This is a genomic window from Blastococcus sp. MG754426, assembly GCF_021699055.1.
In the GTDB taxonomy this organism is placed as follows: Bacteria; Actinomycetota; Actinomycetes; order Mycobacteriales; family Geodermatophilaceae; genus Blastococcus.
The window spans coordinates 17,869-32,065 of the sequence record NZ_SSXC01000004.1; the positions used below are offsets into that span (position 1 = coordinate 17,869).

Annotated in this window: 11 protein-coding genes and 1 pseudogene; 2 read left to right on the top strand and 10 right to left on the bottom strand. The window is 72.8% G+C overall.

Annotation, left to right across the window (positions count from 1 at the left end; all coding sequences use genetic code 11):
- Positions 1-16: 16 nt before the first annotated feature.
- The 9 genes from E9549_RS03140 to E9549_RS03180 are packed head-to-tail and all read right to left on the bottom strand — an operon-like array spanning position 17 to position 11,979.
- Entirely contained in the window at positions 17-1,081 is a 1,065-nt protein-coding gene (locus E9549_RS03140; RefSeq protein ID WP_236825132.1) for an MBL fold metallo-hydrolase, read from the bottom strand.
- A complete protein-coding gene (locus tag E9549_RS03145) occupies positions 1,078-2,247 on the bottom strand; it encodes an acyl-CoA dehydrogenase family protein (protein ID WP_236825133.1) in 1,170 nt (389 codons plus the stop codon). Before E9549_RS03145 ends, E9549_RS03140 begins: the two co-directional genes overlap by 4 nt.
- Positions 2,244-3,038 (bottom strand): enoyl-CoA hydratase-related protein, encoded by a 795-nt coding sequence (locus E9549_RS03150; protein WP_236825134.1) that lies wholly within the window; start codon positions 3,036-3,038, stop codon positions 2,244-2,246. The genes E9549_RS03145 and E9549_RS03150 overlap by 4 nt, the downstream gene beginning before the upstream one ends.
- Positions 3,031-4,629 carry an AMP-binding protein gene (locus tag E9549_RS03155; RefSeq protein WP_236825135.1) on the bottom strand — a complete coding sequence of 533 codons (1,599 nt, stop codon included), beginning with the start codon at positions 4,627-4,629 and terminating at the stop codon, positions 3,031-3,033. Before E9549_RS03155 ends, E9549_RS03150 begins: the two co-directional genes overlap by 8 nt.
- Positions 4,619-6,664: a biotin carboxylase N-terminal domain-containing protein gene (locus E9549_RS03160; RefSeq protein ID WP_236825136.1), complete on the bottom strand. Its 2,046-nt coding sequence runs from the start codon at positions 6,662-6,664 to the stop codon at positions 4,619-4,621. The genes E9549_RS03155 and E9549_RS03160 overlap by 11 nt, the downstream gene beginning before the upstream one ends.
- On the bottom strand, positions 6,661-8,241 hold the full coding sequence (locus E9549_RS03165; RefSeq protein WP_236825137.1) for a carboxyl transferase domain-containing protein: 1,581 nt from the start codon (positions 8,239-8,241) through the stop codon (positions 6,661-6,663). Before E9549_RS03165 ends, E9549_RS03160 begins: the two co-directional genes overlap by 4 nt.
- The gene (locus E9549_RS03170; protein ID WP_236825138.1) at positions 8,238-10,040 is read right to left on the bottom strand and encodes an acyclic terpene utilization AtuA family protein; all 1,803 of its coding nucleotides are present in this window, start codon (positions 10,038-10,040) and stop codon (positions 8,238-8,240) included. Before E9549_RS03170 ends, E9549_RS03165 begins: the two co-directional genes overlap by 4 nt.
- Complete coding sequence (locus E9549_RS03175; protein WP_236825139.1) at positions 10,037-10,837, bottom strand: TIGR03084 family metal-binding protein; 801 nt, start codon at positions 10,835-10,837, stop codon at positions 10,037-10,039. Before E9549_RS03175 ends, E9549_RS03170 begins: the two co-directional genes overlap by 4 nt.
- Positions 10,834-11,979, bottom strand: a complete 1,146-nt coding sequence (locus E9549_RS03180) for an acyl-CoA dehydrogenase family protein (protein WP_236825140.1) — start codon at positions 11,977-11,979, stop codon at positions 10,834-10,836. The genes E9549_RS03175 and E9549_RS03180 overlap by 4 nt, the downstream gene beginning before the upstream one ends.
- A gap of 351 nt (positions 11,980-12,330) precedes the next feature.
- Here E9549_RS03180 and E9549_RS24430 point away from each other — a divergent pair.
- Both E9549_RS24430 and E9549_RS03185 read left to right on the top strand, forming a co-directional pair.
- Positions 12,331-12,822, top strand: a pseudogene (locus E9549_RS24430) (SDR family NAD(P)-dependent oxidoreductase); the annotation flags it as partial.
- Positions 12,823-12,835: 13 nt separating this feature from the next.
- The gene (locus E9549_RS03185) at positions 12,836-13,138 is read left to right on the top strand and encodes a hypothetical protein (RefSeq protein ID WP_236825141.1); all 303 of its coding nucleotides are present in this window, start codon (positions 12,836-12,838) and stop codon (positions 13,136-13,138) included.
- A gap of 112 nt (positions 13,139-13,250) precedes the next feature.
- Here the strand turns inward: E9549_RS03185 and E9549_RS03190 are convergent, their stop codons facing one another.
- A complete protein-coding gene (locus E9549_RS03190) occupies positions 13,251-14,183 on the bottom strand; it encodes an alpha/beta hydrolase (RefSeq protein WP_236825142.1) in 933 nt (310 codons plus the stop codon).
- Positions 14,184-14,197: the final 14 nt, after the last annotated feature.

Consider the following 14,197-nt stretch of genomic DNA (forward strand, 5'->3'; position numbering starts at 1 on the left):
ATGGGTGGCCGGCGAGTCAGTGCTGCACCCAGCGCCACGGCGTCTCTCGGCTGCGCCGCACCCGTGCTCTGCTCTCCAGGAGGACCAGGTGCGCCAGGGTCTCGGCGACAGCGGCTCTCCGCATGAAGCCGGAGATCTGGTCCCAGGGCCGCGACCAGGTCAGCGCGGCGGTCAGCTCCCACGTCGTGGGCGCCGTCTTTGCGGCAGCGCGGATCTCCTCCAGCCGCGCGTCGTGGTGCGCCACGAGCGCCGACACGCGCGCCGCGAGGCCGGCGAAGCGGTACTCGTGCGCGGGCAGCACCTCGCGCACGTCCGAGTCCAGCGCTCCCACACGCGCCAGCGAGTCGATGAAGTCGGCCAGCGGGTTGCCGGGCGACTGAGCGTGCACCCCGATGTTGGGCGTGATGCGGGGCAGGACGTGGTCGCCGGAGAAGAGAAGGCGACGACGGTCCTCGTGGAAGCAGAGGTGGCCGGGCGAATGGCCGGGGGTGTGCACTGCACGCAGATCCCATCCGGCCAGTGGCAGCCGGTCGCCGTCGCGGATCAGGCGGTCGGGTTCGGCCTGGCGGACGTAGTCGGTGATCGCCAGGGAGGCGCCGGCCAGAGCGCCGAGCTCGTCCTCGGGCACGCCGCAGTTCCGCAGCAGCGCGGCCATGTCGTCGAGCAGGTCGGTGATGCCGGCCCCGTACCGGGCGGGCAGCAGCGCGGCGTCGTCGGGATGCAGTCCCACCCAGGCACCGGACGCCTCGCGGACGCGGCCGGCCAGGCCGTAGTGGTCGGGATGGATGTGCGTCACCATCACGCCGCGGACATCGCCGATCGCGTGCCCCGCGGTAGCGAGCCCGTGGGTCAAGGCCTGCCAGGCGTCGTCGGTGTCCCATCCGGCGTCGATCAGGGCCAGGCCGTCGTCCAGTTCGAGGGCGTAGACCAGCACATAGCGCAGCGGGCTGTCGGGGATGGGGACGGGAATGGACCACAGCCCCTGCTGGACCATCTCGACCGGGGGCAGGACCTTCTCGGCCCAGGCCCGTTCCTGTTCGGTACCGGTGACCCGCAGCGGGCGGGCGGGCTCCGAGGTCACAGGCCCATCCGCTTGCTGATGACCTCGTTCATGATCTCGTTCGTCCCGCCGCCGATGCCGAGGATCCGCGCGTCGCGGTAGTGGCGCTCCACCTCCGACTCCCGCATGTAGCCCATGCCGCCGAAGATCTGCACCGCCTCATCGACCACGAAGTCGCAGGCGTAGACGGCTGTATTCTTCGCCATCGACACCTCGGTGACGACGTCCTCGCCGGCCAGGTACCGCTGCGTGACCGCCCGCGTGTAGCAGCGGGCCACGTCGACCTGACGGGCCATCTCGGCGAGCTTGTGCCGGATCACCTGGCGGGAGGACAGCGGCCGCCCGAAGGTCTCCCGGTCCCGCGCCCACGCGAGCGCCAGATCCAGGGCGCGAGCTGCGGTCGCGTAGGCCTGGACGGCCAGGCCGATCCGCTCGCTCTGGAACTGCTGCATGATCTGCACGAACCCGGAGTTCTCCGCGCCGACCAGGTTCGCGACCGGCACCCGCACGTCGGTGAAGGCCAGCTCGGCGGTGTCGCTGCACCGCCAGCCCATCTTGTCCAGCCGCCGGGACACTGTGAACCCCGGCGTGTCCGTGTCGATGACCAGCAGTGAGACTCCACCGTGACCGGGTCCGCCGGTACGCACGGCGGTGGTCACGAAGTCAGCGCGGACGCCGCTGGTGATGAACGTCTTGGCGCCGTTGACCACGTATTCGTCGCCCTCGCGCACCGCGCGGGTGCGCAGATTCGCGACGTCGGAGCCTCCGCCCGGCTCCGTGACCCCCAGAGAGCCGATGAGCTCGCCGGCCAGCGTCGGCCGGACGTAGCGGTCGACCAGCTCCGGGCTGCCGTGCGCGGCGATGTGCGGAACGGCGATGCCATGGGTGAACAGGGAGGCGCAGACGCCGGTGGAGCCGCCGCCGTGCAGGATCTCCTCGGTGATGATGGCCGAGTCGATCGGGTCGCCGCCGCTGCCGCCCACCTCCTCGGCGAACCCGACGCCGAGGAGCCCGACGTCGGCCGCCTTCCGGTGCAGCTCCCGCGGCAGCTCACCGGCCAGTTCCCACTCCTCCATGTGCGGTGCGATCTCGCGGGACACGAAGTCGCGGGCCAGCCGCCGCAACGCCACCCGCTCAGGCGTGCTCCACGGGTCCCCCACGGGCGCGAGGACATCGGTCTCGGTCATGCGGCTCCTCCTCCGGTCGGTGCTCCCGCCGGTGACACCCAGGCGGGCAGGCGCTTGTCCAGCAGCGCGGCGATGCCCTCCCGCGCTTCGGCCGAGAGGAACCGCTCGGCGGAGACCTCGGCCATCCGGCGGAGGTCCTCCTGCAGGTCAGCGCCCGGGATGTCCCGCAGCAGCTGCTTGGTGATGGCCAGCGCCTCGGGGGCTCCCCGGCTCAGCTGCCCGACCAGCGAGTCGACTGTCTCGTCCAGCTCGTCGTCGGCCACCGCACGGTCCAGCAGGCCGGCCTCCCGGGCACGCACCCCGTCGAACTGCTCGCCGGTGAGGAACAGCTCGCGCGCGGCGCGGCGGTCCATCCGGCGCAGGACTGGCACGGCGATGATGGCCGGGGCCACGCCGATGCGGACCTCGCTGAACCCGAACGTCGCGCCCGCGAGACCCACCGCGAGGTCGCAGGCTGCGACCAGGCCCAGCCCGCCGGCGCGCGCGGCCCCGTTGACCCGCGCCACCACCGGCTTGGGCCCCTCCATGATCAGCGTGAGGACCTCCGGCAGGTTGCCCCCCGGCCGCACGCCCGTCCGCTGCTCCTTGAGGTCCGCGCCGGAGCAGAACACCGGCCCGGCCCCGGTGAGGACGAGGACGCGCACGGCGGGCTGGCCCATCGTCTGCCGCAGCGCGGAATGCAGCTGCTCGAGGAGCGCGGCTGACAGCGCGTTGCGGTTGTGCGGCGAGTCCAGGGTGACCACCGCGGCGGGCCCACGGTGGTCGACGTGGACCAGCTCCTGATCAGCCACGGAACCGCGCTCGCAGCTCGTGCTTCTGGATCTTGCCCGTCGCCGTCTTGGGCAGGCCGGCGAGGACCTCGATCCGCTTCGGGACCTGGAAGCCGGCCAGGTGCTCGCGGCAGAACGCGGTCAGCCGCTGCGCGAGGTCGGCGGGGTCGGCGGCGCGGTCGGCGGCGACGACGACAGCTGTCACAGCCTCGCCCCACTGGTCGTCGGGCACCCCGATGACAGCGGCCTCGGTGATCTCCGGGAAGCTCAGCAGCACCCGCTCGACCTCCACGGAGGAGACGTTCTCCCCGCCGGTCTTCACCATGTCCTTCACCCGGTCGGTGAACCAGAGGACAGCCTCCTCGTCGAGGTGGCCCACGTCGCCGCTGTGGAACCAGCCGTGGGCGAAGGCCGCGGTGTTCGCCGCCGGGTTGTTCCAGTAGCCGCTCATCACGTGCGGACCCCGGTAGACGATCTCCCCCGTCTCGCCCCGGGGAAGCAGGTCCCCGGCCGGTCCCATGATCCGGGTGTCGACAGTCACCACCGCCGGGCCCCACGAGGCGCTCTTCGTGTCCTGGTGAGCGGGCCACTGGAGCACCGTGGCCGGCACGCACTCGGTCTGCCCCGAGCCCAGCAGCACGTCGGCGCCGGGGAACGCGGCGGCGATCTGGCCGATCCGCTCCTGCGGCATCGGCGCCATGGCGTACATGCAGAGCCGGACCGAGGACAGGTCCCGCTCGTCCAGCCCGGGGGTGGCGAGCACCGCGGCCCACATCATGGGGAGGAGGAGCAGGTGCGTGGCGCGGCGGCTCTCCACGACGTCCAGGTAGGACCGGGGCTCGAACCCACCGGGCAGGATCGCCGTTCCGCCGGTCAGCAGCACGGGCAGCAGCAGCGTGTCCAGCGCGGTGGTGTGGAACAGCGGGAGCACGATCGGGGCCACGGAGAACTCGTGCCCGTGCCGGTGACCCACCTGCAGCGCATTGCTCAGTGCCGCCACGTGGACGGCCAGGTGGCTGGTCAGCACGCCCTTGGGCCGGGCCGTCGTGCCGGAGGTGTAGAGGCAGTGCAGGGTGTCGCGGTCCTCCACCACCACCTGCAGCGGGGTGGGGTCCGCGGCCACGTCGTCCCAGCGCAGCACCGGACGACCGGCCACCGAGGCCGGCGCCTCCCCGGTGACCACCACTGTGGTGACCTGCGGCAGGTCGGGCAGCACCTGCTCGAGGATCGGGACGAACGCGGGATCGGCGACCACCGCCCGCGCGCCGGAGTCGCCCAGGATCCACGCCACGTCGTCGGCGGGCAGCATCAGGTTGACCGGCAGGGCGACCAGCCCGGCCTTGGCGCAGCCGAAGAACGTGGCCACGAACCGCCACGAATTCCCCAGCAGGAAGGCCACTGGCTGCTGGCGCTGCAGACCGGCGTCGAGCAGCCCGCGCCCGAATGCCTCGGCGGCGGCGTCGAGCCCTGCGTAGCTGATCTCCTCGGCGCCGTCGGCGACGGCGGTCCGATCGGGGAACTGGAATGCCGAGCGGGTGAGCATGTCCCCCACCGACAGACGGGTGGCCAGATTCAGCTGGAGGGGATCGATCCCGGACAGGTCAGGACGCATCAGGTTCTCCTCGGTCGGGCGCGGGTTGGTCCTCCACCACGGCGAGCACGGCGCCGGTCTCCACCTGCTGGCCGACGGTGACGTGCAATGCGGTGACCACGCCTGCCGTGGGGGCGGTCACCGGGTGTTCCATCTTCATCGCCTCGAGCACCAGCAACGGCTGCCCCGCCGTCACCCGGTCGCCCTCGGCAACGGCGACCCGGGTCACCGAGCCCGGCATGGCGGCGGTCAGCGACCCGGGCGGGATGGCGGCACTGGGGTCGGGGAAGCGCGGCAGCTCGACAAGCGCGGTGGACCCACCCGGCTCGTCGACGTAGCAGCTGTCGCCGGCCACGTGCACCTCGAAGGCGGAGCGCAGGCCGCCGGCCTCCAGCTCGATCAGCACCCTGCCCGGCGCCAGCACCTCGGCGCCCAGCAGCGTCGCCTCCACGGGGGTGCCGTCCACGTCGGCAGCCAGGCCGCCTCTATCGAGGCGGTACCGCACGGTCCCGGCGTCGAAGACAGTGGTCTGCGCCTGCGTCGGGTTGTTGCGCCACCCCGACGGCAGGCCGGCGAGCACCGGCGCGGTGGCGCGCCGCAGCGCCGCCCCCGCGAGGGCGGCCGCGAGCGCGTGCAGTCGCAGCCGTTCGGCGTCCACCAGGGGTGCGGCCAGCACGTCCAGGCCGTGCCGGTCCAGGAAGCCGGTGTCGGTCTCACCGGCGAGGAACGCCCCGCTGCGCAGCACCCGCACGAGCAGGTCACGGTTGGTGGTCAGCCCGTGCAGCCTGGCGCGTTCGAGCGCGCCGGCCAGGGCCAGCGCGGCCGAGGTCCGGTCCGGCGCCCAGGCGATGACCTTGGCCAGCATCGGGTCGTAGTGCACGCCCACCTCGCCGCCGGGGGCGACACCGCTGTCCAGCCGGATGCCCGGCCCGTGGGGCAGCCGGAACTCGGCGTCGGCGGGGACGTGGAAGTCCTCGAGCCGCCCTGACTGGGGCAACCAGTCCCGGGCCGGGTCCTCGGCGTAGAGGCGGACCTCGATCGCCGCCCCGTTCAGGGGAGGCCGCAGCGCCGAGTCGGGCAGCGGCCGGCCAGCGGCGACGTCGAACTGCAACCGGACCAGGTCCAGGCCGGTGACCGCCTCGGTGACCGGGTGCTCCACCTGCAGGCGGGTGTTGACCTCGAGGAAGTAGAAGTCGCCCTCATCGTCGAGCAGGAACTCCACGGTGCCGGCGCCGACGTAGTCGATGGACCTGGCCGCGGCGACAGCGGCGGCCTGCAGCCGCTCCCGCAGCTCGGGGCCGACCGCCGGGGACGGCGCCTCCTCGATCACCTTCTGGTGGCGCCGCTGGATGGAGCACTCCCGCTCGAACAGCGCCACCGTCGTGCCGTGGCTGTCGCCGAAGACCTGGACCTCGACGTGCCGGGGCCGCTCGAGCAACCGCTCCAGGAAGACAGTGCCGTCGCCGAAGGCCGAGGCAGCCTCTCGGCGGGCACCCTCTACCGCCTCGGCCAGCTCCCCGGGACGGCGGACCTCCCGCATGCCGCGGCCGCCGCCGCCGAAGGACGCCTTGACCAGCAGCGGGTAGCCGACGTCGGCGGCGGCCTTCTCCAGTTCCGATCCGGACAGCCCGGTGGCGTCCACGCTGGGCAGGGTGGGCACCTCGGCCTCCTGCATGCGGGCCTTGGCGGCCAGCTTGCTGCCCATGGCGTCGATGGCCTCGGCGCTCGGGCCCACGAAGACCAGCCCCGCCGCCTGCACGGCGCGGGCGAAGTCGGCGTTCTCGGAGAGGAAGCCGTAGCCGGGGTGCACGCAGTCAGCGCCGGCCCGCAGCGCGGCCGCCACGATGGAGTCGATGCGCAGGTAGGTCTCCGCCGGGGTGTTGCCCGGCAGCCGGACCGCGATGTCCGCGTCGGCCACGAACGGCGCGGACGCGTCGGCGTCGGAGTACACGGCCACCGTGCGCATCCCCATGGCCCGCGCGGTGGCGAACACGCGACGGGCGATCTCCCCGCGGTTGGCCACCAGGACGCTCGTCAGGTTCCGGGGAGCGGTCACAGCCTGAACACCCCCCATCCGTCGTGCAGACCTCGGACAGGGGCGTTGTGGATCGCCGACAGCGCCAGCCCGAGGACGGTCCTGGTGTCGCGCGGATCGATGATCCCGTCGTCGTAGACCCGGCCCGAGAGGAACAGCGCCAGCGACTCCGCCTCGATCTGCTGCTCCACGGCGGCCCGCATCGCCGCGGCGGCCTCCTCGTCGTAGTCGCGCCCGCGGGCCTGTGCGCTGGCCCGGCCCACGATGTCCAGCACGCCCGCGAGCTGCGCCGCCCCCATGACGGCGCTCTTCGCGTTGGGCCAGGTGAACAGGAAGCGGGGGTCGTAGGCCCGGCCGCACATGCCGTAGTTGCCCGCGCCGTAGGACGCGCCGATGTTCACGGTGATGTGCGGGACCGAGCTGTTGGACACCGTGTTGATCATCTTGGAGCCGGCCTTGATGATGCCGTCCTGCTCGTACTCGGTGCCGACCATGTAGCCGGTCGTGTTCTGCAGGAACAGCAGTGGGGTGTCGACCTGGTTGGCCAGCTGGATGAACTGGGCCGCCTTCTCGGCGTCCTGCCGGAACAGCACACCGCGCGCGTTGGCCAGCACGCCGATCGGGTAACCGTGGATGCTCGCCCACCCGGTGACCAGCGACGTCCCGTAGAGGGGCTTGTGCTCGTCGAAGCGGCTGCCGTCGACGATCCGGGCGAGCACGTCACGGGGGTCCAGCGGCTGGCGTAGGTCCGCCGGCGCCAGGTCCAGCAGCTCCTCGGGGTCGAACAGCGGAGGGTCTGCCGGCCGGGACGGGCCCGGGCCGGCCTTGCGCCAGTTGAGGTTGCGCACGATCCGACGGCCCAGCCGGATGGCGTCGACCTCGTCGACGGCGAGGTGGTCGGCGCTGCCGGAGATCCGGGCGTGCATCGACGCCCCGCCGAGGGATTCCTCGTCGGCCTCCTCGCCGGTGGCCATCTTCACCAGCGGCGGGCCGGCGAGGAACACCTTGCTCCGCCCGTCGATCATCACCACGTGGTCGCTCATGCCGGGCACGTAGGCGCCGCCGGCGGTGCTGTTGCCGAAGACCAGGGCCACGGTGGGGATGCCCGCCGACGACAGCCGGGTGAGGTTGCGGAAGCCGCGGCCGCCGGGGATGAAGATCTCCGACTGGGTGGGCAGGTCGGCTCCCCCGGACTCCACCAGGCTGATGAACGGCAGCCGGTTGGTCTCGGCGATCTCGTGCGCGCGCTGGGTCTTGCGGAAGGTGTAGGGGTTGGATGTGCCGCCGCGCACAGTCGGGTCGTTCGCCGAGATCATCACCTCGACGCCCTCCACGACCCCGATGCCGGTGACCACGCTGGCCCCCACCGGGAAATCGGTGCCCCAGGCGGCGTACGGGGACAGCTCGAGGAACGGGCTGTCCCGGTCCAGCAGGAGCTCGATGCGTTCGCGGACCGCCAGCTTGCCGCGCTTGCGGTGGCGAGCCAGGGCGCTCTCGCTGCCGCCCAGGTTGGCCAGGGCACGCTGCTCGTCGAGCTCCGCGAGGCGCTCGAGCAACGCGGCACGGTTCTCCGCGGCGCGCTCGGCGAGGATGGTCACACTCGTCCTTCCGGGAGCAGGGACACAGGGACGTCGACCACGCGGGAGCGCAGCCACTCCCCCACGGCCTTGGCCTGGGCGTCGAAACGGGTGCCGGCGGCGACACCCTCGCCCAGCAGGCCGTGGATCTGGAACAGCACCGCCCGCAGCCCCGGCAGGAGCTCGCGGGTGACAGGAAGGCCGGCCGCCTCGGGCAGCAGCTCGCGCAGCCGCTCCTCGGTGAGGAAGTTCGCCAGCCAGGCGTAGCCCTCGTCGTTCCGGGCGTACACGCCGAGGGTGGCCGCCCCTCCCTTGTCGCCGCTCCGGGCGCCGACCACCCGGCCGAGTGGGACGCGGCGGGTGGGGCCGCCCGGCGACGGCCCACCGCCGGCCACCTGTTCCGCGGGCTCGTCGTCGTGGGCGCCGGCCGGCCAGGACCGCGCCGAGGGAACTGTCTCAGTGCCCCCGTCGGGCAGACCCACCAGCTGGTCGACGTCCTCGGCCGGCACCCAGGCCGGCGCGTACACGCCGTAGGCCGACGGGCTGGGCGGGGCGGTGGTGGCGAAGAAGCCAGGGATGCTGGCGAGCCCCAGCTCGATGACCGGCACCGTGAACGCCTTGCCCACCTTCTCCCGGTCCGGATCCTTCACAGTCACGTGCAGCAGGGCGCTCGCCTCCTCCTCGGAGCCGGCGTCCGGGGAGTCCGTGCGCGCCAGGGTCACGACGGCCTCGGCCACCCCCTCCAGCGCGGGAGCCAGCTGCCGGCGCAGCAGCTCCACCTTGCTGTCGATGTCCAGGCCCGCCAGCGGCAGGGTCATGGAGTTGCGGAAGCCGCCGAGACGGTTCGTCGCCACCTTCAGCCACCCGCGCGGCGGGAGCCCGCGGGCACCGGCGATCTCGACCCGATCACGCCCCAGCTGCCGAAGCTCGAGCTGGTCGAACCTGGTGATGACGTCCGGCCCGCCGTAGCGGCTGCCGGTGCACTCGTAGAGCAGCTGCTCTGTGACGGTTCCGACGGTGACAGCTCCCCCGGTGCCGGGGTGCTTGGTGATCACGGCGGTCCCGTCGGCGGCGATCTCGGCGAGCGGGAAACCGATGCGGTCCAGGCAGCCGGGGTCGGCGTCGAGCAGCTCGGCGAAAAAGCTGAAGTTGCCGCCGGTGGCCTGCGCGCCGCATTCGAGCACGTGCCCGGCGACGGTCGCCCCGGCGAGCGCGTCGAGGTCACCGGGGCCCCAACCGTGGTGCCAGGCCGCCGGGCCGACGACCACGCTGGCGTCGGTGACACGACCTGTGACGACGACGTCGGCGCCGGCCTCCAGCGCCCGTACGATGCCCCAGCAGCCGAGGTAGGCGTTCGCGGTGAGCGTGTCGGGGAACTCCCCGGCCCCCGCGGCCCCGTCACCGTCCGCCGGTGGCCGCTCACCGGCCCGCAGGCGGCCGGCGGAGCTCAGCTCGACGAGCCGGGGCAGCAGATCGTCACCGCTGACAGTGGCCACCCGGACCTCGACCCCGAGCCGCGTGCCGAGTTCACGGACCGCGTCGGCCAGCCCTCGCGGGTTCAGCCCGCCGGCGTTGCTGACGATCCGAACCCCCCGGCTGAGTGCGTCGCCGAGGCAGTCCTCGAGCTGGGTGAGGAACGAGCGCGCGTACCCGGCGGCCGCGTCGCCGGCACGCTGCCGGCCGAGGATGAGCATGGTGAGCTCGGCCAGGTAGTCGCCTGTCAGGACGTCGACGTCGCCGCCGTCGAGCATCTCCCGCATTGCGGAGAGGCGGTCGCCGTAGAAACCGGAGACGTTGGCCACCCGCAGCGGCGCGCTCATCGCAGCGGCTCCCGCCCGGCTCCGGGGGGGCCGGCGAAGGCTTGCGCGATCCGGGCCCATTCCTGCGCCGCCGCCCCCCGCACTGTCAGCGCCACGTCGTCGCGATGCCGGCGCTGGGTGACCAGCAGGCAGAAGTCCAGCGCCGGGCCGCTGATCACGTCCGCCGCCTCGGGCGGGCCCCAGGTCCAGCTCTGGCCGTCCGGCCCGGTCAGCTCGAGCCGCACCGGGGCTTCGGGCATGGTCGCGCCGCGGGCCGCGTAGGAGAACTGGCGCGCCCGGTAGCCGATCTCGGCGACCTCGCGCAGCCGGGAGGTGGCCGGACGCTGCTGCCCGAGCGCGTCCACGACGTCCTGCCCGTGGGCCCAGGTCTCCATCAACCGGGCGGTGACGAACGAGGCGGGGCTCATGGGCGGGCCGAACCACGGGACGCGCACCCCCGGCTCGACCCCGCGCAGCGCCGCGGCCAGCTCCGCCCGCCCGGTGCGCCAGCGGTCCAGGACCGCGGCCGGCTCCAGCGCCCGGCCTTCCAGCGTGCGCTGCTCGACGTAGTCGCCGCCGTCGGCGAACACTCGCTGCACCAGCGCGGTGAAGGCGTCCGGATCGGTGACAGCCAGCCGGGCGTCGGCGTCGAAGAAGGCGAGGTGGTTGATGGTGTCCCGGATGTCCCAGCCGACCGCGGGGGTAGGAGTACTCCAGGCGGCGGGCTCCAGCGGCGCCACTCGGGCGTCCAGGTCGGCGCACTCTGCCTCGAGGTCGCCGACGAGTTGCTCCAGCAAGGCGGTGCCGGTCGCCGTCATGCCGTGAACCCATCCATCCGCGCCAGCACCTGGAGCATCACCTCGTCGGCGCCGCCGCCGATGGAGGCCAACCGGGTGTCCCGGAAGAACCGGGAGGTCCAGGTCTCCTCCATGTAGCCCATGCCGCCGTGGAACTGGATGCAGGTGTCGGCCACCTCGCGCAGCAGCCGGCCGGCTGTCAGCTTGGCGACTGTCGCCTGCCGGGTGACGTCCTCCCCGGCCAGGTACGCCTCTGCGCAGGCGTAGTTGTGCGACTGCAGCAGGTCCACCTGCGCGGACAGCTCGGCCAGCCGGAAGGCGAGGTACTGGCTGGCCATGAGCGGCCCGCCGAACGCCTGCCGCTGCTTGAGGTAGTCGCGGGTGCGCTCGAGGGCGTGCCGGCAGCTGGTCACCGCGCCGTAGGCGACGAACATGCGTTCGACCACGAACTGCGCCATCTGCTGCTGGAAGCCGCGCCCGACCTGGCCGATCGTGTTGGACACCGGGACCCGGACGTCGTCGAAGAAGAGCTCGGCGGTGTCGGAGGACCGGTTGCCGAGCTTGTCGAGCGTCCGCGAGACGGAGAAGCCGGGCGTGCTCGTCTCCACGATGATCTGGGACATGCCGCGGTGGCCGCCCTCGTCGGAGGTGCGGGCGAGCAGACACAGCCAGTCGGCCTGGGTGCCGTTGGTGATGTAGAGCTTGCTGCCGTTGATCACCCAGTCGTCGCCGTCGCGCACGGCTCGGGTGCGCAACCCGGCCACGTCGGAGCCGGCGGCCGGCTCGGTCACCGCGATGGAGCAGACCGCCGTGCCACGGATGGCCGGCTCCAGGTAGCGGCGCTTGAGCTCGTCGCTGCCGAACTCGTGCAACGACGGCGTGGCCATCATCGTCTGCACGCCGATGGCCATCGGGATCCCCGCGCACCCGGAGCGGTGCAGCTCCTCGACGAGGATGACCGAGTACATGTGGTCGGCCCCCTGCCCGCCGTACTCGGGGTCGTACTCCAGGCCCAGCAGCCCGAGCTCGCCCAGTTTCGGGAAGAGCTCGTGCGCCGGGAAGATGCCGGCGCGCTCCCACTCGTCGACGTGCGGGGCGATCTCCTTCTCGACGACGTCCCGGACCAATGTCCGGAAGGCGCGGTGCTCGTCGGTGAAGCGCACGGAGGCTCCTGCGGGTCATGGGCGCTGGCCACGGAGACAAACTTGACGACCCCGTCAGGTTAGCCATCTGGCGATGTGGCGCACAACACCCCGGGTCGGCTTTCTGGCGGGCCCGCCCCTTTGGCGGCGCGGCTTCGTCGAATGGTTCAGCGACCGGCCGCTCCCGATCATCGGAGCCACCTTCCTGACCACCGGCGCTGCTCGGCTCCGGGTGATCACCCGTGGGTGGGTGACCCGCTGGATCCTGGCCCCGACCTTCCCGCTCGTCATCGCCCGGCGGCAGCGCCCAGCGGGGGCTCGGGAGTCATGGCAGGGTTCTGGCGAACGTGGGACGGAGCGGCGGAGGAGCTCATGCCCGAGCGGGCGGTCGAGGGGCAAGCGCGAGAGGCCGATGTCAGCGGCGTCCGGGTCCTGCTGACGGGCGGTACCAGCGGGCTGGGGCTGGGCATGGTGCGGGCCCTGGTGACCGGCGGGGCCTCGGTGGTCCTGACCGGCCGGGACGCCGACCGTGCCCGCCGGGTCGCCGAGCAGGAGACGGCCGCCGGCCCGGGATCGGCCACAGGGATCGCGATGGACGTGCGGGACGAGGCCTCCGTCGCCGACGGCGTGGCGGCCGCGCGCGCGGCCCTCGGCGGCATCGACGTCCTGGTCAACAACGCCGGCATCGGCATGCGGACGGTCAATCCCCGGTTCCTCACCGAGCCACGACCGTTCCACGATGTCAGCCCGGCGGGGTTCGCCGACCTGATGGCCACCAACGTGACCGGCTACTTCCTCGTCGCCCGCGCGGTCGTGCCCGACATGGTCGCTGCCGGGCACGGCACCGTGGTGAACGTCAGCATCAAGCGAGGAGACGATGCGCCGCCGAGGGTTCGTCCCCTACGGCCCGTCCCGAGCCGCCACCGACGCGATGTCGCACGTGATGGCCGCCGACCTGGCCGGCACCGGCGTGGACGTCCACCTGCTGCTGCCCGGTGGGTCCACGGTCACCGGCATGATCCCCGACGACCTGCCGGAGGAGGCCCGGGGCGGCCTCCTGGAGCCCGGGGTGATGGGCCCGGCCATCAGGTGGCTGTGCTCACCGGCGTCGAGAGGGCACAACCTTCTCCGCGTCGTCGCCCGGGACTTCGTCCCACCAGGGGACCCCTCTCCCGCGTGACCGACCCGCGGTCCGCCGCGCCCCCGGGCCGGGAAGCGCCCGGTGTGCGGGCAGCCGGTGTGCGAGGCAGCCGGCCCCGCCCCGTGGACGGAGCCGGCTGCCCGGGAGTCGGTCAGCCGTGCAGCAGTTCGCCGAACCGGGCAGAGCTCTCGTCGATCGCCTTCTGCGCGGCCGGCGAGATCGCGCCCATGTCGAAGAACCCGTGGATCATGCCGTCGTAGCGACGGACGTCCGCGGCGACACCGGCGGCACGCAGCGCCTCCCCGTAGGCCTCGCCCTCGTCCCGCAGCGGGTCGAACTCCGCCGTGACGACGACCGCCGGGGGCAGTCCTGAGAGGTCGGCGTGCAGCGGCGACAGGCGGGCGTCCTTGGCGTCGTCCCAGGCGCCGGCGTAGTGGCCGTAGAACCAGTCCATGGTGTCCTTCTCCAGGAAGTAGCCCTTGGCGTTCTCCACCCGCGACGGGTACTCCCCCTCCGCGTCCACAGCCGGGTAGATCAGGAACTGGCCGGCAAGCGGCGTCCCGTCGGCGTGCAGCACCTGCGCCACGACGGCAGCGAGGTTGCCGCCGGCACTGTCCCCGGCGAGGCCCAGCCGCTGGTCCCCACCGAACTCGTCGAGGTGCGCGGCGATCCAGCGTGCGGAGGCCACCGCGTCGTCTGCGGCGGCCGGGAAGGGGTGCTCCGGGGCGAGCCGGTAGTCGACGGACACCACCACGGCGTTGCTGCCCTTGCAGACGTTGCGGGCCATGTTGTCGTGGGTCTCCAGGTCACCGATGACCCAGCCGCCACCGTGGAAGAAGACCACAGTGGGGAACGGGCCGTCCCCCTCGGGGCGGTAGACGCGCGCCTTGAGGTCGCCCTCTGCGCCGGGGACCGTCCGGTCCTCGGTGCTCCCGACCTGGACGACCTGTTCGGGCGCCCGGGAGCCGTGGGTGAGGGTGGCGTACTGCGCACGCCCCGCCTCGGCGGTCCCCTCGTACATGGCGGGCATGCCCGCCTGGTCGATCATGCTGAGGACGGCGGCGATGTGCGGGTCAACCGGCACAGGATTCTCCTTCT

Coding starts and splice junctions, on each gene's coding strand:
- E9549_RS03145 (WP_236825133.1), bottom strand. CDS start 2,247: ATGACCGAGACCGATGTCCTCGCGCCCGTGGGGGACCCGTGGAGCACG.
- E9549_RS03155 (WP_236825135.1), bottom strand. CDS start 4,629: ATGCGTCCTGACCTGTCCGGGATCGATCCCCTCCAGCTGAATCTGGCC.
- E9549_RS03170 (WP_236825138.1), bottom strand. CDS start 10,040: ATGAGCGCGCCGCTGCGGGTGGCCAACGTCTCCGGTTTCTACGGCGAC.
- E9549_RS03175 (WP_236825139.1), bottom strand. CDS start 10,837: ATGACGGCGACCGGCACCGCCTTGCTGGAGCAACTCGTCGGCGACCTC.
- E9549_RS03185 (WP_236825141.1), top strand. CDS start 12,836: ATGCGCCGCCGAGGGTTCGTCCCCTACGGCCCGTCCCGAGCCGCCACC.